At 65.0% G+C, this 19,026-nt stretch carries 18 protein-coding genes; 4 read left to right on the top strand and 14 right to left on the bottom strand.

The window, feature by feature from the left end:
* Positions 1 to 17 precede the first annotated feature (17 nt).
* From sufA to QO014_RS02235, 8 genes are all read right to left on the bottom strand, one after another.
* Complete coding sequence (sufA, locus tag QO014_RS02270; RefSeq protein WP_266347021.1) at positions 18 to 401, bottom strand: Fe-S cluster assembly scaffold SufA; 384 nt, start codon at positions 399 to 401, stop codon at positions 18 to 20.
* 88 nt (positions 402 to 489) lie between these two features.
* Entirely contained in the window at positions 490 to 930 is a 441-nt protein-coding gene (locus QO014_RS02265) for a VOC family protein (RefSeq protein WP_266347768.1), read from the bottom strand.
* Between the two features lie 5 nt (positions 931 to 935).
* Entirely contained in the window at positions 936 to 1,337 is a 402-nt protein-coding gene (locus QO014_RS02260) for an SUF system Fe-S cluster assembly protein (protein ID WP_266347020.1), read from the bottom strand.
* Positions 1,338 to 1,347: 10 nt separating this feature from the next.
* Positions 1,348 to 2,580 carry a cysteine desulfurase gene (locus QO014_RS02255; RefSeq protein WP_266347019.1) on the bottom strand — a complete coding sequence of 411 codons (1,233 nt, stop codon included), beginning with the start codon at positions 2,578 to 2,580 and terminating at the stop codon, positions 1,348 to 1,350.
* Positions 2,577 to 3,893, bottom strand: a complete 1,317-nt coding sequence (gene sufD, locus QO014_RS02250; protein ID WP_266347018.1) for a Fe-S cluster assembly protein SufD — start codon at positions 3,891 to 3,893, stop codon at positions 2,577 to 2,579. The genes QO014_RS02255 and sufD overlap by 4 nt, the downstream gene beginning before the upstream one ends.
* Positions 3,894 to 3,909: 16 nt before the next feature.
* On the bottom strand, positions 3,910 to 4,659 hold the full coding sequence (sufC, locus tag QO014_RS02245) for a Fe-S cluster assembly ATPase SufC (protein WP_266347017.1): 750 nt from the start codon (positions 4,657 to 4,659) through the stop codon (positions 3,910 to 3,912).
* A gap of 173 nt (positions 4,660 to 4,832) precedes the next feature.
* Positions 4,833 to 6,311, bottom strand: coding sequence for a Fe-S cluster assembly protein SufB (gene sufB, locus QO014_RS02240; RefSeq protein ID WP_266347016.1), 1,479 nt, complete (start codon positions 6,309 to 6,311; stop codon positions 4,833 to 4,835).
* Positions 6,312 to 6,359: 48 nt separating this feature from the next.
* The gene (locus QO014_RS02235; RefSeq protein ID WP_266347015.1) at positions 6,360 to 7,520 is read right to left on the bottom strand and encodes a cysteine desulfurase family protein; all 1,161 of its coding nucleotides are present in this window, start codon (positions 7,518 to 7,520) and stop codon (positions 6,360 to 6,362) included.
* 231 nt (positions 7,521 to 7,751) lie between these two features.
* On the opposite strand from QO014_RS02235, the gene QO014_RS02230 reads away from it, so the two are divergent.
* Positions 7,752 to 8,408, top strand: a complete 657-nt coding sequence (locus QO014_RS02230) for an alpha/beta hydrolase (protein ID WP_266347014.1) — start codon at positions 7,752 to 7,754, stop codon at positions 8,406 to 8,408.
* 12 nt (positions 8,409 to 8,420) lie between these two features.
* On the opposite strand, the gene QO014_RS02225 is transcribed toward QO014_RS02230, so the two are convergent.
* A complete protein-coding gene (locus QO014_RS02225) occupies positions 8,421 to 9,443 on the bottom strand; it encodes an FUSC family protein (RefSeq protein WP_266347013.1) in 1,023 nt (340 codons plus the stop codon).
* A gap of 2 nt (positions 9,444 to 9,445) precedes the next feature.
* Complete coding sequence (locus tag QO014_RS02220) at positions 9,446 to 10,426, bottom strand: HlyD family secretion protein (protein ID WP_266347012.1); 981 nt, start codon at positions 10,424 to 10,426, stop codon at positions 9,446 to 9,448.
* 257 nt (positions 10,427 to 10,683) lie between these two features.
* On the opposite strand from QO014_RS02220, the gene QO014_RS02215 reads away from it, so the two are divergent.
* The gene (locus QO014_RS02215; RefSeq protein WP_266347011.1) at positions 10,684 to 11,283 is read left to right on the top strand and encodes a hypothetical protein; all 600 of its coding nucleotides are present in this window, start codon (positions 10,684 to 10,686) and stop codon (positions 11,281 to 11,283) included.
* Positions 11,284 to 11,301: 18 nt separating this feature from the next.
* On the opposite strand, the gene QO014_RS02210 is transcribed toward QO014_RS02215, so the two are convergent.
* The 4 genes from QO014_RS02210 to QO014_RS02195 form a co-directional block, all read right to left on the bottom strand.
* Positions 11,302 to 13,179 carry a potassium/proton antiporter gene (locus tag QO014_RS02210; RefSeq protein WP_266347010.1) on the bottom strand — a complete coding sequence of 626 codons (1,878 nt, stop codon included), beginning with the start codon at positions 13,177 to 13,179 and terminating at the stop codon, positions 11,302 to 11,304.
* Between the two features lie 287 nt (positions 13,180 to 13,466).
* Entirely contained in the window at positions 13,467 to 14,120 is a 654-nt protein-coding gene (locus QO014_RS02205) for an outer membrane protein (RefSeq protein WP_266347009.1), read from the bottom strand.
* 278 nt (positions 14,121 to 14,398) lie between these two features.
* The gene (locus tag QO014_RS02200; RefSeq protein WP_266347008.1) at positions 14,399 to 15,037 is read right to left on the bottom strand and encodes a thioesterase domain-containing protein; all 639 of its coding nucleotides are present in this window, start codon (positions 15,035 to 15,037) and stop codon (positions 14,399 to 14,401) included.
* Between the two features lie 84 nt (positions 15,038 to 15,121).
* A complete protein-coding gene (locus QO014_RS02195) occupies positions 15,122 to 16,216 on the bottom strand; it encodes an anhydro-N-acetylmuramic acid kinase (protein WP_266347007.1) in 1,095 nt (364 codons plus the stop codon).
* A 357-nt stretch (positions 16,217 to 16,573) separates the two neighbouring features.
* On the opposite strand from QO014_RS02195, the gene QO014_RS02190 reads away from it, so the two are divergent.
* Together QO014_RS02190 and tyrS are read left to right on the top strand one after the other, a co-directional pair.
* Complete coding sequence (locus tag QO014_RS02190; protein WP_266347006.1) at positions 16,574 to 17,674, top strand: 3-deoxy-7-phosphoheptulonate synthase; 1,101 nt, start codon at positions 16,574 to 16,576, stop codon at positions 17,672 to 17,674.
* 94 nt (positions 17,675 to 17,768) lie between these two features.
* Entirely contained in the window at positions 17,769 to 19,022 is a 1,254-nt protein-coding gene (gene tyrS, locus QO014_RS02185; protein ID WP_266347005.1) for a tyrosine--tRNA ligase, read from the top strand.
* Positions 19,023 to 19,026 lie beyond the last annotated feature (4 nt).

Raw genomic sequence — 19,026 nt, 5'->3', positions numbered from 1 at the left:
GGCAGGCCCTTGGAAACTCAGCCGGCCGCAGCGCTCATTGCGGCCGGATCGGCGGGCTTCAGCATCACCGATTCACCGCAGCCGCAGGCCGAAACCTCGTTCGGGTTTTTGAACACGAAGCCCGAGCGCAGCTTGGTCGTCTCGAAATCCATCACCGTGCCGAGCAGGAACAGCACCGCCGAGGGATCGACGAACACGGTCGCGCCCTTCTCCTCGATGCGCTCATCTTTCGGGTCGGCCTCTTCCACCGGCTTCATGGTATATTCCATGCCGGCGCAGCCGCCCTTCTTCACACCGATGCGCAAGCCCAGCACCGGATGATCGGCATCCTCGACGATCTCGCGGACGCGCTCGGCGGCCGCTTCGGTCAGGGTCATCACGGCGAAGCGCGGACGAGCCATGGCAAATCTCCACATCGCGGCGCCGAGGCGCCATTCATCCACCTAAGATCGGCCCTTCCTCGCCATTCGGCAAGATGGGAAGGCCCACTTAAGAATAGTTCGACCAAACGCCCGGCGTCGCCAGTTCGACCACATGGCCGTCGGGATCATTGAAATAGAGGCTCTCGCCGCCTTGCGGCCAGCTCATCTCGGCCGTGAGGGCGACGCCCCTGGCCTTCAGATGCGCGCGCCATTCGTCGATCGACCCGCTCGGAATCGCGAGCGCGAAATGCAGCGGCCCCGATCCGTCATGGGCGGGTATGGTACCGCCGGGAAGATGGATATCGTCCTGCGTGGCACCGCGCTTGAAGATCAGCAGCACGCTGGCCGGGCCGGCATTGAGGGCCACGAGCCGCGGATCGACGATCATCGCCGGAAGCCCGAGAACGCTCTGGTAGAAAGCTGCCGCACGCTCGACGTCGTCGACATAGATCGCCGTTTCCAGCACCCCGCTGATGGGCGGCGCCGCAAGCGCCCTCTCGCCGACCATGCTCATCAATACCAATCCAGCGCGACGCGGGCCTCGTCCGACATGCGATCCTGCGACCAGGGCGGATCGAACGTCATGGTGACATCGACGCGGCCGACGCCGGGGATCGCGCCCACGGCGTTCTCGACCCAGCCGGGCATCTCGCCGGCGACCGGGCAACCCGGCGCGGTCAGCGTCATCTCGATCGCGACATTGCGGTCATTGTCGATATCGACCTTGTAGATCAGGCCGAGCTCATAGATATCGGCCGGAATCTCGGGATCGTAGACGGTTTTCAGCGCCGCCACGATATCGGCCGTCAGTTGCTCCAGCTCGGCCGGCGGGATCGCCGAAGATGTCTCGAGCGGCAGGACGCTGGTCTCTTCGGCCGGAGCGGCAGGCTCGCTGATGGCGCTGGCATCATCCATGTTCAGTCCCTCACGCGAAGAAAGCATGCGCCTTGATCAGCGCATCGGCAAGACGATCGACTTCTTCCAGCGTGTTGTAGAGGCCGAACGAAGCCCGACAGGTGGAGGTCACGCCGAAGCGGCGCAGGAGCGGCTGAGCGCAATGGGTTCCTGCCCGCACCGCCACGCCCTCGCGGTCGATGATGGTGGAGACGTCATGGGCATGCGCGCCGGCCATCTCAAAGGAGATGATCGCGCCCTTGTCCTTGGCCGTGCCGAATATTCTCAGGCTGTTGATCGCGCCGAGCCGCTCATGGGCATAGTCGCGCAGCGCGTTTTCATGCGCATGGATGCGCTCGCGGCCGAGCTTTTCCATGTAGTCGAGCGAGGCGCCGAGGCCGATGGCCTGGACGATCGGCGGCGTGCCGGCCTCGAAGCGATGCGGCGGCTCGGCATAGGTCACGGCCGTGCCGGTGACGTCGCGGATCATCTCGCCGCCGCCCATATAGGGCGGCATGGCGTTGAGCAGTTCCTTCTTGGCGTAGAGCACGCCGATGCCGGTCGGGCCATAGAGCTTGTGGCCGGTCACGACGTAGAAATCAGCATCGAGATCGCGCACGTCGACCGGCAGGTGCACGGCCGCCTGGCTGCCATCGACCAGCACCTTGACGCCATGCTCATGCGCGATGCGGATCACCTCCTTGATCGGCACCACGGTTCCCGTGACGTTCGACATATGGGTGATCGCGACCATCTTGGTCTTGGGCGTGAACAGCTTCTCGAACACGTCGAGGCGGAAATTGCCTTCGTCGTCGATCGGCGCCCATTTGATCACGGCGCCCTTGCGCTCGCGATGAAAGTGCCAGGGCACGATGTTGGAATGGTGCTCGAGGATCGAGAGGATGATCTCGTCGCCCTCGCCCAGCACCATGCCGCCATAGGAGGCGGCGACGAGGTTGATCGCCTCGGTCGAGGACCGCGTGAAGATGATCTCGTCGACCGAGCCGGCATTCAGGAAGCCGCGCACGGTCTCGCGCGCATGCTCATAGGATTCGGTCGCGGCATTCGAGAGGAAGTGCAGCCCGCGATGAACGTTGGCGTATTCTTCCGTATAGGCCTTCATCACCGCATCGAGCATGGCCTGCGGCTTCTGGGCCGAGGCGCCATTGTCGAGATAGACCAGCGGCTTGCCATAGACGGTCTTCGACAGGATCGGGAAATCCCGTCGGATCGCCTGGACGTCATAGGGTGCCGGATCGCTCATGCCGCCGCCTCGCTGCCGCGCGCGGCGAGCCATTGGCCGGCGATCGCCTCGAATGCCGCCCCGATCGCCTCGTCGCCGAGGCCTTCGATCGCCTCGGCGAGGAAGGCCGTCACCAGCAGCGTCTCGGCCTCCGCCTTCGGAATGCCGCGCGACAACAGGTAGAACAGCATGTCGTCGTCGATCTGGCCGCTCGTCGCGCCATGGGCGCACTGAACGTCGTCCGCGAAGATCTCGAGCTCGGGCTTGGCCGAGAAGGAGGATTCTTCCGAGAGCAGCAGGCCCTGCGTCATCATCCGCGCATCGACCTTCTGCGCATCCGGGCGCACGACGATGCGGCCCTGGAAGATGCCGTCGGCGCGGCCGTCCATGACCGCCTTGAAGCGCTCACGACTCTGGCCGTTCGGCACCGCATGATCGACGCCGAGCATGATATCGGCATGCTGCCGGCCGCCGATCATGGTGGCGCCGAACAGGCCCGCCCGCGCAAATTCGCCGGTGAAGGTCACGAAGGTCTGCGAGCGCGACACGGTCGCGCCGGTCATCAGCACGAGATGGTCGAACTGCGTCTCCTTGCCGATCGAGACCGCGAGCGTGCCGAGATGGACTGACGCGTCGCCCTCCGCCTGCAGCTTGGCCCAGACGACCTTGGCCCGATCGCCGATCGTCGCCTCGGTCACGACATTGGCCTGATAGGCGCTGCCGACCGAGCCGACATGGCTTTCCACCACGCGCAGCGAGGCATCGGCGCCGACCGTCACGATGTTACGGACATGCACGCCGATCGCCGCCGTGGTGACATGGGCGATCTCGATCGCACGCGCGACCGTCACGCCTTCCGGCACGTCGATCGCCACGCCGCCGACCATCAGCGCCGTGTTCAGCGAGACGACGGCATCGTCGATCGCGCCAAGGCGAGCGCCGATCCGCGCGTCATCGGCACGCAGAAGTTCTACCGTCGGCGTGATCGTCGCGCCCTCGATCCCCGAGAGATCGGAGAGTTCGGGGCGGAACACGCCATCGATGATGACGATCCGCGCACGGTCGAATCCGATCAGCGGATCGGCCGGCACGACGCCATCGACCGCGATGTCGAGCGCCAGCGGCGGCACGGAGCGCAGCAGCGCGCGCAGATCGGTATATTTCCACGCCTCGACGCGGCGATGCGGCAGGCCGACCTTCTGGAACGCGGCGAAGGCCGCCTCGCGGGCGCTCGCGATCGCGGTGCTGCCCGGCAATTGGGTGCGCGCAGCCGCGAATTCGGCGGCGAGCGTGTCCTCGGCCTGGGTGCGCAATATGCGCGGCTGGGCATTCATGTCCGTCACTCCTGCCTCAGGCCGCCGCTTCGACGTAGCCGGCATAGCCATTGGCTTCGAGTTCGAGCGCCAGCTCCGGCCCGCCCGAGCGGACGATGCGGCCGGCCGACATCACATGCACGACGTCGGGCACGATGTGGTCGAGCAGGCGCTGGTAATGGGTGATCACCAGCATGGAGCGGTTCGGCGAGCGGAGCGCGTTGACGCCGTCGGAGACGACGCGCAACGCATCGATGTCGAGGCCGGAATCGGTCTCGTCGAGGATGGCGAGCTTCGGCTCCAAGAGCGCCATCTGCAGGATCTCGTTGCGCTTCTTCTCGCCGCCGGAAAAACCGACATTGAGCGGGCGACGCAGCATTTCCTGGGTGACGTTGAGCTTTTCCGCCGCGACCTTCACGCGACGCATGAAGTCCGGCGTGGTCAATTCCGCCTCGCCGCGCGCCTTGCGCTGCGCGTTCAGAGCGGCCTTGAGGAAGGTCATGGTCGCGACGCCGGGGATTTCGAGCGGATACTGGAAGGCGAGGAAGATCCCGGCCGCCGCGCGCTCCTCGGCCGGCATGTCGATGATCTCCTTGCCGTCGAACAGGATCTCGCCTTCGGTGATGTCATAGCCATCGCGGCCGGACAGCACATAAGAGAGAGTCGACTTGCCGGAGCCGTTCGGCCCCATGATCGCATGCACCTCGCCCGTCGGCACGACGAGATCGACACCGCGCAGGATCTGCCGGTCGCCGACGGAGGCATGGAGGTTTCTGATTTCAAGCATCTTCAGTATCCGTATCTCGTTCCGCCATTCGCCTCTCGCTCCGTCATCCCGGGCGCAGCGAAGCGGAGACCCGGGATCCATACGGCCGCCAGAACCACGAGGAACGGCACTGCTGCATGGGTCCCCGCTTTCGCGGGGATGACGGCGGCGGCAGGCCGACGGCCTGTTGATAGTTAGCCGACCGAGCCTTCGAGGCTGATCGAGATCAGCTTCTGGGCTTCGACCGCGAATTCCATCGGCAATTGCTGGATGACGTCCTTGACGAAGCCGTTGACGATCAGCGCCACGGCCTCCTCGGACGAAAGCCCGCGCTGGAGGCAATAGAACAGCTGGTCGTCGGCGATCTTCGACGTCGTCGCCTCGTGCTCGAAGACGGCGCTCGCATTCTTCGATTCGATATAGGGCACGGTGTGCGCGCCGCATTTGTCACCGATGAGCAGGCTGTCGCAGTTCGTGAAGTTCCGCGCGCCGGAGGCCTTGCGGTGCGCCGAGACGAGGCCGCGATAGGTGTTGTCCGAGCGGCCGGCCGCGATGCCCTTGGAGATGATCCGGCTCTTGGTGCGCTTGCCGAGATGGATCATCTTGGTACCGCTGTCGACCTGCTGATAGCCGTTCGAAACCGCGATCGAATAGAACTCGCCCTGGCTGTCATCGCCGCGCAGGATGCAGGACGGGTATTTCCAGGTGATGGCAGAGCCGGTCTCGACCTGGGTCCACGAGATCTTCGAGCGGTCACCACGGCAATCGCCGCGCTTGGTGACGAAGTTGTAGATGCCGCCCTTGCCGTCCTTGTCGCCGGGATACCAGTTCTGGACCGTCGAGTATTTGATCTCGGCATCATCCAGCGCGACCAGTTCGACGACGGCCGCATGGAGCTGGTTCTCGTCGCGCATCGGGGCCGTGCAGCCCTCCAAATACGAGACATAGGCGCCCTTCTCGGCGATGATCAGCGTGCGCTCGAACTGGCCCGTATTCCGCTCATTGATGCGGAAATAGGTCGAGAGCTCCATCGGGCAGCGAACACCCTCGGGGATATAGACGAAGGAGCCGTCGGAGAAGACCGCCGAATTCAGCGTCGCATAGTAATTGTCGGTCGTCGGCACGACGGAGCCGAGATATTTCTTCACGATCTCAGGATATTCGCGGATCGCCTCGGAGATCGCGCAGAAGATGACGCCGGCCTTCTTCAGCTCTTCCTTGAAGGTCGTGACGACGGAGACGCTGTCGAACACCGCATCGACCGCGACGCGGCGATCCGATGCGCCTTCGACACCGGCCAGGATCTCGCGCTCGCGCAGCGGAATGCCCAGCTTCTCATAGGTCGCGAGCAGCTCGGGATCGACCTCGTCGAGCGACTTCGGACCCTTGGTGCTCTTCGGCGCCGAGTAATAATAGAGATCGTCGAAATCGATCTTGGGATAATGGACGCGGGCCCATTTCGGCTCGGTCATGGTCAGCCAGCGCCGATAGGCTTCCAGCCGCCATTCGAGCATCCATTCAGGCTCGTTCTTCTTGGCCGAAATGAAACGGACAATGTCCTCCGAAAGGCCCTTGGGGGCGCGATCGGACTCGATGTCGGTCACAAAGCCGTATTTGTACTGATCAACGTCGATCAGGCTGACCTGATCGATCGTCTCCTGGACTGCAGGCATTTCCTACTCCATCCACAGCGGTTTCAAGGACCGCGGGTTGAGCGTTTGTCAGGCGGCAATTGTCTTGGCCGGCGCGAGCCGTTCCATGACACGTCCCCAGACCTCAGTAAATCTACGTATGTCATTTTCGCTGGTTTCCCAGCCGAAGCTGACGCGGATGGCGGCTTTCGCGTGCGATTCCGGCACATTCATGGCCTTCATCACATGCGAGACCGCCACTTTGCCCGACGAGCAGGCGGAACCGGCCGAAATGGCGATTCCTTCGAGATCGAGCGCGATGACGAGCGTTTCGGCCGACAGGCCCTCGGCGGCGAGCGCGATGGTCTGCGGCAGGCACGGGGCGCCGGCAGAAAGCACCCGCGCGGGACCGGCTGCGGCTGCAATTGCAGCCCGCCAATCCGCCCAATGCGCCATGCGCTCTAGATCGGTGCGCGCAAGCTCCGCCGCAAGGCCGAAACCGGCAATCGCGACGACGTTCTGCGTGCCGGCGCGACTGTATTTCTCCTGTCCGCCGCCGACCAGAAGCGGCGCTGGCGAAGCGAGGTCGCCACCGAGGACGATCGCGCCAGCGCCTTGCGGTCCGCCGATCTTGTGCGCCGAAAGCGTCAGGAAATCGACGCCGAGCGCGGCGATATCGACCGGAATGCGACCGGACGCCTGGACGGCATCGCTATGGACCAGCGCACCATGCCGGCGCGCGATCGCGGCGACCGCGGCAACGGGCTGGATCGTGCCGGTCTCGTTATTGGCGAGCATGACGGAGACGAGCGCGCGCTTGCCGCTTCGCGCCAGGCCGTCGAGCCGGGCCTCGAGGGCCGCCAGATCGATCAGCCCGTCGCCATCGACCGGAATGGTCTCGACCCGATCGGCCGGGAAGCGGCCACCTGCCAGAACGGAGGGATGTTCGCTCGCGCCAACGAGCAGCATGTCGACCGAGATCGCCCCGGCGCCGACACGGATCGCGGGCGAGAGCACGGTGACATTGGCTTCGGTGCCGCCCGAGGTGAAGATGACGCGATCGGGATCGCCGCCGACCAGCGCCGCGACCTGGCGGCGGGCCTTCTCGATGCGCGCCCTCGCGGCGCGCCCCTCGGCATGCACGGAGGATGCGTTGCCGGTCATGGCGAGCCATTCGATCATGGCCGCGCGCACATCCGCCCTGAGCGGCGCGCCGGCATTGTAATCGAGATAGATCCGCTCTCGCGCCAAGACTTTCGAGCTCCATCTGAACGCCGATGTTCAGATCCATGTCGCATTATGCTTGAAATCGAGACCCTGCCCCATGCTACAAGGCCCGCTCACAGGCTGGATGACATCCCGCCCCGATTTCGAATAATTCTAAAGTGTTCTAGAAACCCTGAAGCTCAGAGTCAAGTTCGGCTCGGCCTGCATATAGGCGGTTTCGCGGGTTCGGAACAGGTCCAGAGGTCCAAGGACGCCATGCCCGAGGTTATCTTTACCGGCCCCGCCGGCCGCATCGAGGGACGCTTCCAGCCCTCGAAGGAAAAGAACGGTCCGATCGCCATCATTCTTCATCCGCATCCGCAATTCGGCGGCACGATGAACAATGCGATCACCTATCAGCTGTTCTACATGTTCGCGAAGCGTGGCTTCGCCGTCCTGCGGTTCAATTTCCGCGGTGTCGGCCGCAGCCAGGGCGAATTCGACCATGGCGAGGGTGAGCTTTCGGATGCGGCGTCGGCGCTCGACTGGGTGCAGACGATCCATCCCGACGCGCGCGCCTGCTGGGTGGCCGGTTTCTCGTTCGGCTCCTGGATCGGCATGCAGCTTCTGATGCGCCGCCCCGAGATCGAGGGTTTCATCTCGATCGCGCCGCAGGCCAACCTCTATGATTTCTCGTTCCTGGCGCCCTGCCCGTCCTCCGGCCTGATCATCCATGGCGATCAGGACAAGGTCGCACCGCCGAAGGACGTGCAAACCCTCGTCGACAAGCTGAAGACGCAGAAGGGCATCACTGTCGAGCAGACGATCATGCCCGGCGCCAACCACTTCTTCGACCAGCAGGTCGAGCCGCTGATCGACATTTGCGGTGCCTATGTCGACAAGCGCATCAAGGCGATCACCGAAGCCGCGTGATCGGCCGGCCCCTCAGCGCCCTTCCGTGCCGTGCTCACCCGCCGGCACGGACGAGGGCGTTTCGGGCATGTTTCGCTGTTCCAGCATCCAGACGACAAGGCTCATCAGCGCCACGCCGAGCGCGATGCCCACAAGGCGGTCGAACGCCGGTGCGATGCTGTCCGGCGGCCCGCTGCCGACCATGGTGACCAGCAGGGCCACGGCCGACTGCGTTCCGACATAGGCGTTCGGCGACGGACCGAGATGGACCCGCGCCGACAGGAAGATGCCCAGCGACAGCGTGGTCACCCACCAGAGCATGACATCGGCGTTGATGCCGATGATGACGAGCCCAGCCCCGCCGCCGATCAGACAGCCCAGAATGCGCTGAAGGCCGCGCTTTCGCGTCGCCCTCGGGTCGATATCGACCACGACCAGGCTCGATGCCAGCACCTGCGTCAGCGCCGGCAGGCCGAACAGCGACCAGACCAGCACGAGGACGAGCGCGCCGACGGCGGCGGCGAAGGCATAGCGCCCCGCGGCCTCGACGGTGACGTTGCTCGGATGAGCCCGCACACCGTCCGGCAATTGTCCCGCCTTGGGCCCGAGCGCGAAGCCGGCGATGGTTGCGGCCAGAACGCCGATGATGATCTCGTAGCAGCGGTAATGGGCGAAGGCGTAGAGCTGTTCCGGCGTCGTCATGCTGCAGACCAGCACGAGCAGGAAGGTCAACGCACCGTAGAACCAGACATAGCCGTAGCGGCTGCGCTGGCGCGCATAGGTGCCGCCGCCCGCGACTGCCATCAGCAGCACGGCCTGGATCAGGGGCTGCCCGCCGATCACGAGCGAAATGAAATAGCCACTGACGACGCCTGCGATCGTTCCCAGGATTCGCAGGACGCCCTTGGTGAAGAGCTCCGTCCGATCGACATTGCTGATGATGAGCGCGCTGATGCCGGCCCAGAACGGCTGCTCGAGATTGGCCGCCAGTGCGACGAAGATCGCCGCGACGACGCCGATGGTGGTCGCCAGTGCCTGACGATCGACCTCGCTCATGATCAGAACCGGATCAGCACGCGCGCATCGGCGCCGAGGTGATAGGGCAGCGTCGCAGGCCAGTCGTCGAGCGCGATCTCGACTGGAAAGCGCTGCGGAATGCGGACCCAATCGGTCGTCGGCGCAATATAGGGCACGACATTCTGGGCACCCGGCTGGCGCGCGACGCCGGCACCGACGCTGACGACATGCGCATCGTGGATCGACCAGGGATCGGAGCCGAGCGTCACCCACACCTTTTGCCCGGGCCGGATATGCGACAGATGCCGTTCGGCGACATTGGCGATGATGCGCCGGTTCGAGTCGGTCACGACGGCCATCACCTCGGAACCGACCTGCAGATAATCGCCCTTGCGCGCCCTGAAAGGCGCCACGCGTCCCGGAACCGGCGCCGCGATCGCAGTCTTGGACAGGTCGTATCGCGCCTTGGCGAGCGCGGCTTCGCTGGTCGCGATCGCCGCAATGGCGGCGGCGACACGACTGCTGGAGGCGGTCAGGTTCGCCTGCGCGATCAGGACGCCGGCGCTCGATTTCGCCGCATCGCGGACGGCATTGTCGAGGCTCGCATCGGTCGCCTCGCCATCCTGCGACAGATTCCTGGAGCGACGGAGCGCCGCCTGCGCATCCTGGTCGACGGCGCTTGCCGAGCGGAGTGACGCCTCTGCTGCCGCCACATCGTCATTGACGACGGCGAGATCCGCCTTGGCCTGCGCCAGGGTCGCTTCGGCCTGCTGAACCGCCAGCTGGTAGGGTGTCGGATGGATCGCAAAGAGCGGGTCGCCCGCCGCCACGACGGCATTATCGGCGACGGAGAGGCCGGCGATCGGCCCGGCGACCTGCGCGGAAAGCACGACCACGTCGCCGGTGACATAGGCATCGCCCGAATAGGCGAAGAACGTGACGCTGGCCTCATAGAGCAGGAAGAGCAGCACAATCGTCGCCAGAACGATCCGAACGGGATGCCGCAACAGCCGGTTGAGCATGACACACCCTCAGACCCATGCCGGGCCGCCCCTTTGATACAACCATGAGGACGGCGGGACTTCGCCGCCAGCCGCCCTTGTTGACGACATCCCATGCGGGGGCTGGAGGCACAAGTGCATCAAGGCGACGACCGAAGCCGCGTGATCGCCCGGGCGCAGCGGATCGCGTGGCGGCTCACCGGCAGGGATTCAACTTGCGCGAGATCAAGGCGAACGTTGCGTTTTGTCCGATCCTCGCGAAAAAGGGGATGTTGGGCATGACGGCACGGTTCGGCTTCTGGGCTTCCATCGCGGCGATGTTCTTCGCGCTCGCCTATGGCGTGCCGCAGATTCTGCAAGTCGTGGGCTGGCTCACCTTTCCGCTCGACGAGATCCTGATCTTCCTGCCCTCGCTCGCTCTGGCGCCGAGCTTCGTGCTCGCTTCGGCGGCGCTCTATGAGGCGACGCGGCCGGAGCGACGGATCTGGAGCCTCGCCGGGCTCGTGCTCGCGCTCCATTATGCGGTGCTGGTCAGCATCGTCTATGTGATCCAGCTCGCCGCGGTCATTCCGGCCAAGCTCGCTGGCGGCTCGGACATAGCCCGGCTGTTCTCGTGCTGCGCGACCGGCAATCCCCTGACGGCGGTCGACCTGCTCGGTTATACGCTGATGAGCCTCGCCACGCTCTTCGCCGCCGGCGCCGTGACAGAGAACCGGCCGCTCGCCGTCGTTTTCATTGCGAACGGGCTCATCGCGCCGTTCCTCATCCTGCAGACAGCCTATCCCGCGCTGATCGCGATCGGCGCGCTCTGGCTGGTGACGTTCCCGCTCGCCATGGCGCTGCTCGCCGTTCATTTCCGCAGAGCGGCACGCGCATAGCGGTCAGCTTGAAACGCCTTAACGGCCTTTCTGTCCCTCGCCCTCATCCTCGACCGGCAGGGTCGTGACGGCCGCGGCCAGGGCGGCGGCGCGGGCTGCGGTCTTGCGAATGCGGCGCTCGCGCAGATATTCCATGATCTCGCGCCGGTTCTGGAACAAGGGCAGCTTGCGGGGTCCTTCGCGGCGCTCAAGCGCGAGGCCGACCTCGGCCACCTCGTCATCATCATTGAGACGCCGCACGATCAGATCGACCGGGCCGCAGGCGACGCGGTCGCCCTCCTCGATATTGCCGTCGAGCGCCGATTTGAGCAGGCCAGCCGCCGTCTGCGTCTCGGCCTCGCGCGGCAGCACGAAGCCATAGACCGCGGCGAGATCCGCCATGCGCGCATTCGGCGCCAGCACGAAATCGCCGAACAGCGCCGAATCGTCGGCCGATTCGGCCGGTCGGGCAAAGAGCTGGTCGAGCAGGCGCACATTCTCCGTCGCCGTCACGATATAGACCTGATCGCCGATTTCGAGCGGCCCGGCCGTCTCATAGCGCAGCGAGCGGCCATGGCGCAGGATCAGTGACGGACGGGCCCAGCGCGGGATGCGGCGGCCCCGCCCGACGGCGCTCTCGGCGCCGACACGATAAGCAACGACCTCATGGTCGCCCTTGCCCGGCAGTTCGAGCTCGATGCGATCGACCGGGCCATAACGCGCTGGCACGACGAGGCGCAGCCAGCGCGCGACGGGACCGATCGTCCAGCCCTGCAGCACCAGCGAGCAGAGCACGACGATGAAAGCCACGTTGAACATCGCCTGCCCGTGCGGGACCCCGCCGATCATGGGCAGGATCGCGAGCAGGATCGAGACCGCCCCACGCAGGCCGACCCAGGCGACGAAGGCCGTCTCGTTACGCGAGAAGCCGAACGGGGCGAGGCAGAGCCAGACAGCGATCGGCCGTGCCAGGAAGATGAGCACAAAGGCGGTCAGGAGCGCGGGAACCAGCACGTCGCCAAACGCGGTCGGCGTTGCGAGCAGACCGAGCGTCAGGAACATCGCGATCTGCGCCAGCCAGCTCATGCCCTGCAGGAAGCGTCGAAGCGCCAGGATCTGCTTCAGATGCGCGTTGCCGCAGATCAGGCCCGCCACATAGACGGCGAGAAAGCCGCTCGCCTGCAGCATGCCGGTCGCCGCGAAGAGCGCGAGCGCCATGGCGAGCACGACGATCGGATAGAGAGCCGGCTCCAGCTCGACGCGGTTGACGATCCGCACGATCACATAGCCGCCGACGAGGCCGAAGATCGTGCCGAGACCGATCTGGATGAAGAAGGAGCGCACGAGGCTGAGCACCGCCTCGCTTTCGGCCGACACGCTCGCAGCCGACGCGACGCCGACCAGCGCGATGGTCAGGAAAATCGCCATCGGGTCGTTGGAGCCCGATTCGACCTCGAGCGATGATCGCACGCGATCACGTAGCGAGATGCCGCCGACCCGCAGCAGGAAGAACACCGCCGCCGCATCGGTCGAGGCAACGATGGTGCCGAGCAGGAAGGACTGCACCCATGTCCAGCGGAAGAACAGCCAGGCCGACAGCCCGACAATGCCGGCCGTGATCAGCACGCCGGCCGTCGCAAGCGTCAGCGCGGGAAGGGCCGCCGTTCGGAATGAGGAGAGCTTTGTCTCGAATCCGCTCTCGAACAGGATGATGGCAAGCGCGATCGAGCCGATGAAATAGGCGACGCGGCCATTGTCGAACCGGATTCCGAGCCCGTCCTCGCCCGCGATCAGGCCGAGAATCAGGAAGACGAGCAGCAACGGCGCGCCGAATCGCGTCGAGAAGAGGGAGGTGAAGACCGCAACCGCAATCAGCAATGAACCTACCAGAATGGCGAGGTTCATGCTCTCGATCATCAGACGCGATTCCTTCGAAGATCAGGGCGGTTCCGAACGACCGCCCCTGCATAGGGCGCCATGATTCCGGCGATAGTTTGCCGTTCTGGAGCTATCCATCGTTTCTTTGAATCGATGGATAGCTCCAGCTCTTTGGTTGGTCGCGTTTCCTCCACGCGAACCGCATTCCACTTCGCTCGGAAACGCTCTGGCCGCCAAGACGCCAGAAAACGGCCGCGACGCTCGGCACGCAGCAAAAAAAGGCCTCGCACGAGGCGAGGCCTTTTCCGTCCAGATGGGAGCAGCAATCAGAACTTGTAGTTCAGGCCGACCTTGACCAGGCTGGTCGTGAAGTCCACGTCGCTGTTGCCGAGCGAAGTGTTGATGCTGTTGCTGCCGAGATCGACGTAGTCATACTCCAGGAAGCCGGTGATGTTCTTGGTGAACGCCTTCTCGACGCCAGCACCCAAGGTCCAGCCAACCTGCCAGCTGCTCGCGCTGGCGTTCAGCCAGCTGATGCCCGCCTCGAGCTCGCCATAAGCCACGCCGCCCTTGCCGTAGAACAGCCAGGTGTCAGCCGCATAGCCGGCGCGCAGGGTCGTCATGCCGAGCCACTTCAGCTTGGCCTCGGTGTCGTTCGGCAGGAACAGGCTGCCGGTCGAATTGATGTTGGCAAAAGCCATATCGGTCTGGACGCCGAGAACGAGCGGACCGGTCTGATAGTTGTAGCCGATCTGCGCACCGCCGAAGGCGCCCGAGGCGTCGTCGAAGAAGCTGTTCGCGAGCGAGGTGCCGAAGCTGCCCCAGCCGCCGCCGCCATGAACGCCGACGTAGAAGCCGGACCAATCGAAGACCGGGCTGACGATCGGAGCGACCGGAGCCGGCTCAACCGTCAGATCAGCAGCGGAAGCGGCGCCCGTCATAGCCAGAACCGCAGCGCCGGCAAGCAAGAAATTCTTCATGAGATTCTCCCATTGAACTCAAATATGGGTCGCCCATCCCCGAATAGTGACCTGAGTGAAATCTACGCGATCGGGTTCAACGTGCAAGGCCTTCCAGACGGGGCCCGACTGTTCTTGACAAGGTGTGGCTGAATCGCATCACACCCCCGACCGCTACCCCAGAACACTCACGGCGCTGTTATCGGCACAACGTTTTGGTAACCATAATTTCCGCGAACAATACATGCGCGATAACTGCCGATTTTACTGATGCTAAACCAACTCACGAAACGGCAACGTCACGATTTCGCAGACTTGACTCCGACGAGCTTGACGATTTCATCGACAACCTCCTGATGGAGCGTCTGGTTCTTTTCAATATTCGTGTGGCCGATCGAGCCTTTGACGTCATTGCGGTGGCGAACATCCGAATTGACGACGCGCTTGCTGTTGACCGGTACATCCAATGGTTCGCCCCAACCATTGTTTGACTGGTAGAGGTTGAGGTATCGCCGGACCGCGCCGGTGACCGGGCCGGAGCGCGTCGGATCGAATGTGACGACCAGATCGACCGGGATGCCCGACTCGCTCAACTGCTTCGCCATGATCAGAACGGCGTTCGCGCCGAGCGAATGGCCGATCAGGATGATGGGCCTCGTGCGCTTCGGGCTGGCGCGATAGGCCTCCGCGATCTCCTGCGCGATCACGGGCCATTGCGCGTGATTATAGACCTTGCTGTCGATTCCCGCGGCGCGAAGCTGCTTCGACAGGTCGTCCATGCCGTAGGAAAAGACATTGGCGAGGCCCCGGAGCAGGATCACCTGCGGATCGCGTGGCGCGACCTTCGGGCCCTTGGCAACCGCCGATGCGGGTTCGACCGCATTAACGAACACGCCGACCAGCAACGCCAACAACAGCTTCATGATCCTCGGTGGCATATGTCTCTCCTCAGCAGACGTCCCCCGTCGCGATGATCATGATCGAGGCGTAAGCGAATCGCCAGAGGACCCGTGCGGACACGCTCACGGCCGCTCGAGCACGCCGCCCGGCATCGGATACGGCACGCCCGTCGTCTCGGGGAAACTGAGCGGCAGGCCGGCGAGGCTGCGGGCCGCCAGATAGGCGAAGGCCTGCGCCTCCATGAAATCGCCCGACCAGCCCAGATCGTCGGCCGTGGAGACCTCGGCCGCGCTCGCCTTGGCGAGCAGGCGGAGAATGGCCGGATTATGGGCACCGCCGCCGCAGACGATGATGCGATCGGCGCCACCGGCGAGCGCGACGGCGCGCGCAATCGATTCGGCCGTGAAGGCGGCGAGCGTCGCAGCCGCATCCGCCGTCGACAGGCGCGCGACAGGCCGGCGCGAGAAGGCGTCGCGATCGAGCGATTTCGGCGGCGGCAGGCTGAACCAGGGATCGTCCATGAGTTCGGCGAGGCTCTGGAGCTGCACCGTGCCGGCGCTCGATAGCGCCCCGTCCCGGTCCATCGCCGCGCCGGTGCGCTCATGGACGAGATCGTCGATCAGCGCATTGCCCGGCCCGGTATCGAAGGCGACGACCGAACCGTCGGCGCCGATGCGCGTCACATTGCCGACGCCGCCTATATTGACCACGGCGACATTGCCCGCGAGGCCGGCCGCCCGCACCAGCGCGCGATGGAACACGGGAACGAAGGGCGCCCCCTGCCCGCCCGATGCGACGTCGGCGGCGCGAAAATCATAGACGACCGGAATGCCGAGGCGCCTCGCGAGCGCGGCGCCGTCACCGATCTGGATCGTCAGTCGCCGCGCCGGCGCATGAAACACGGTCTGGCCGTGGAAGCCCACCAGCCCGACGCGGCCGGCATCGACATCGGCCCGCGCCAGCAGCGCCTCGACCGCCTCGGCATGAGCATCGGTGATGATGCGCTCGGCCTCCGCGAGGACGTCCGGCCGCGCCGCCCGATCGTCGAGCGTCGTCGCGCGCGCCAGTGCCGCGCGCAGGACCGCGCGCTCGTCGTCGGAATAGGGCCGGAACGTCGTCGGGCCGAAGGCCTCGACCTCCTCGCCATCGGTCGCGATCAGGGCGCCGTCGACGCCGTCCATCGACGTGCCGCTCATCAGCCCCGCGACGATCATCATGCGCATCGCTCGTCCCCGGCTCCCGCTCTGCGCGCCCTCAGGGCAGGACGCCGAAAGCCGGGATAGCGGTTTTCACGGGGGAGGACCAGACTGTGTCGCCGCTGCACCATGGCCGGCCGGCCCATGACGAGCATTGCACGCGGGACGTGACAAACGCCGCGGCCTGATCTATATGCGGCTCATGATCCGTGCTTCCGCCCCGTATTACTTTTGGTTTTATGGCTATCCGATGCCTTTGGCGGAGGTAGGGGCGCGCTCGACTTAAAGAAAAACCGAGCAAGATCATCCCGACAGCCGCCAAGCTCCTTGGCGGCTTTTTTTATGCCGCCGGGAGGGCCAACCCCAAGGAACCCGACCGTGCCTGATACAACAGACGACCTCCGCATCCTCGAAATCCATGAATTGAGCACGCCCGCCGAGATCATGGCCGAATTCGTCCGCACCGATGCGGCGAGCGCGACCGTGACCAGGGCGCGCGGCGCCATTCACGACATCCTCCAGGGCACCGATGACCGCCTCGTCGTCATCATCGGCCCCTGCTCGATCCACGATCCCGCCGCGGCGATCGAATACGCCAAGCGGCTGGTGCCGCTGCGCGAGCGGCTCGGCGACCGGCTCGAGATCGTGATGCGCGTCTATTTCGAGAAGCCGCGCACGACGGTCGGCTGGAAGGGCCTGATCAACGACCCGGACCTCGACGGCTCGTTCGACATCAACAAGGGCCTGCGCCTCGCGCGCAAGCTGCTGCTCGAGATCAACGATCTCGGCCTGCCAGCGGGCTGCGAGTTCCTCGACATGACGACCCCGCAATATTTCGCCGACCTCGTCGGCTGGGGCGCGATCGGCGCGCGGACGACGGAAAGCCAGGTTCATCGCGAACTCGCCTCGGGCCTCTCCTGCCCGGTCGGCTTCAAGAACGGCACCGACGGCAATGTGAAGATCGCGGTCGACGCGGTGCTCTCGGCCTCGCAGCCGCATCATTTCCTGGCCGTGACCAAGAACGGCCGCTCGGCGATCGCCGCGACGGCCGGCAATGGCGATTGCCACATCATCCTGCGCGGCGGCAAGGCGCCGAACTATGACGCGGCGAGCGTCGATGCGGCGTCGCGGGAAGTCGCGAAGGCCGGGCTCAATCCCAGCATCATGATCGATGCGAGCCATGCCAATTCGTCGAAGAAGCCGGAGAACCAGCCGCTCGTCGTGGACGACATTGCCCGCCAGCTCGAGGCCGGCGACGACCGGATCATGGGCGTCATGGTGGAAAGCAATCTCGTCGCGGGGCGCCAGGACCTCGTGCCCGGCAAGCCGCTCGTCTACGGGCAGAGCATCACCGATGGCTGCATCGACTGGGAGAGCTCGGTCGCGGTGCTGGAGCGGTTGGCCGAAGCCGTGTCCGGACGGCGCGCGGTGATCGCCTCGCGCAGCCTCGACCCGCAGCTACTGGCCGCGAACGGCTGAAGAACGCCGCCGCTTCGACATCGAACCGGGATGGAATTTGCCGTCCCGGCTGCTAAACAGCGTGCCAAATCGCCGTCCAAGGACCTTTTCCGCCATGACCGCCTACAAGTCCGATTTCCTGAACACCCTGAACGAGCGTGGCTTCATCCACCAATGCTCGGATTTCGAGAGCCTCGACGCGCTCGCCGCGCAGGGGAAGGCGATCGGCTATGTCGGCTATGACTGCACGGCGCCCTCGCTCCATATCGGCAACTTCCTGACCATGATGCTGCTCTACTGGCTGCAGCAGAGCGGCAACAAGCCGATCACACTGATGGGCGGCGGCACCACCATGGTCGGCGACCCCTCGGGCAAGGACGAATCCCGCCCGATGCGCACGGTCGAGGAGATCGAGGCCAACAAGGCCAGCATCAAGGGCGTGTTCTCCAAGGTGCTCACCTTCGGCGACGGGCCGACGGACGCGATCATGGTCGACAATGCCGACTGGCTCTTGAAGCTCGGCTATATCGAGATGCTGCGCGAGGTTGGCCGCCATTTCTCGGTCAACCGCATGCTGACCATGGATTCGGTCAAACTCCGGCTCGAGCGCGAGCAGGAAATGAGCTTCATCGAGTTCAACTACATGGTCTGCCAGTCCTATGACTATGCCGAGCTCGCCCGCCGCACCGGCTGCAACCTGCAGATGGGCGGCTCGGATCAGTGGGGCAACATCGTCAACGGCGTCGATCTCGGCCGCCGCATGGGCACGCACCAGCTTCATGCGCTGACGACGCCGCTGCTCACGACCGCCTCCGGCGCCAAGATGGGCAAGACGGCGCAGGGCGCGGTCTGGCTCAACGCCGACATGTTCAGCCCCTATGACTTCTGGCAGTACTGGCGCAATACCGAGGATGCCGACGTCATCCGCTTCCTGAAGCGCTTCACCACGCTGCCGATGGATGAGATCGCGCGGCTGGAAAGGCTCGGCGGCTCGGAGATCAATGAGGCGAAGAAGATCCTCGCGACCGAGGCGACCGCCCTCCTCCATGGCCGCGCCGCCGCCGAGGAATCGGCCGAGACCGCGCGCCGCACCTTCGAGGAAGGCGCTCTGGCTGAGAGCCTGCCGACGATCGAGATCGCGGCGTCGGAATTCCTGGAGGGCATCGGCGTGTTGTCGCTCTTCGTTCAGAGCGGCCTCGTCGCCTCGAACGGCGAGGCGCGACGCCAGATCAAGGGCGGCGGCCTCCGCGTCAACGACGCGGCCGTGACCGACGAGAAGCTGCTGATCGGCCCTGCCCTGCTGACGCCCGAGGGCGTGGTCAAGCTCTCGCTCGGCCGCAAGAAGCACGTCCTCGTCCGCCCGAGCTGACGCG

Origin of the sequence: Kaistia dalseonensis (genome assembly GCF_030814715.1) — a bacterium.
Classification (GTDB): domain Bacteria; phylum Pseudomonadota; class Alphaproteobacteria; order Rhizobiales; family Kaistiaceae; genus Kaistia; species Kaistia dalseonensis.
The sequence above is the reverse complement of the archived record's forward strand: the minus strand, read 5'-3'. Positions and strand labels throughout refer to the sequence as shown.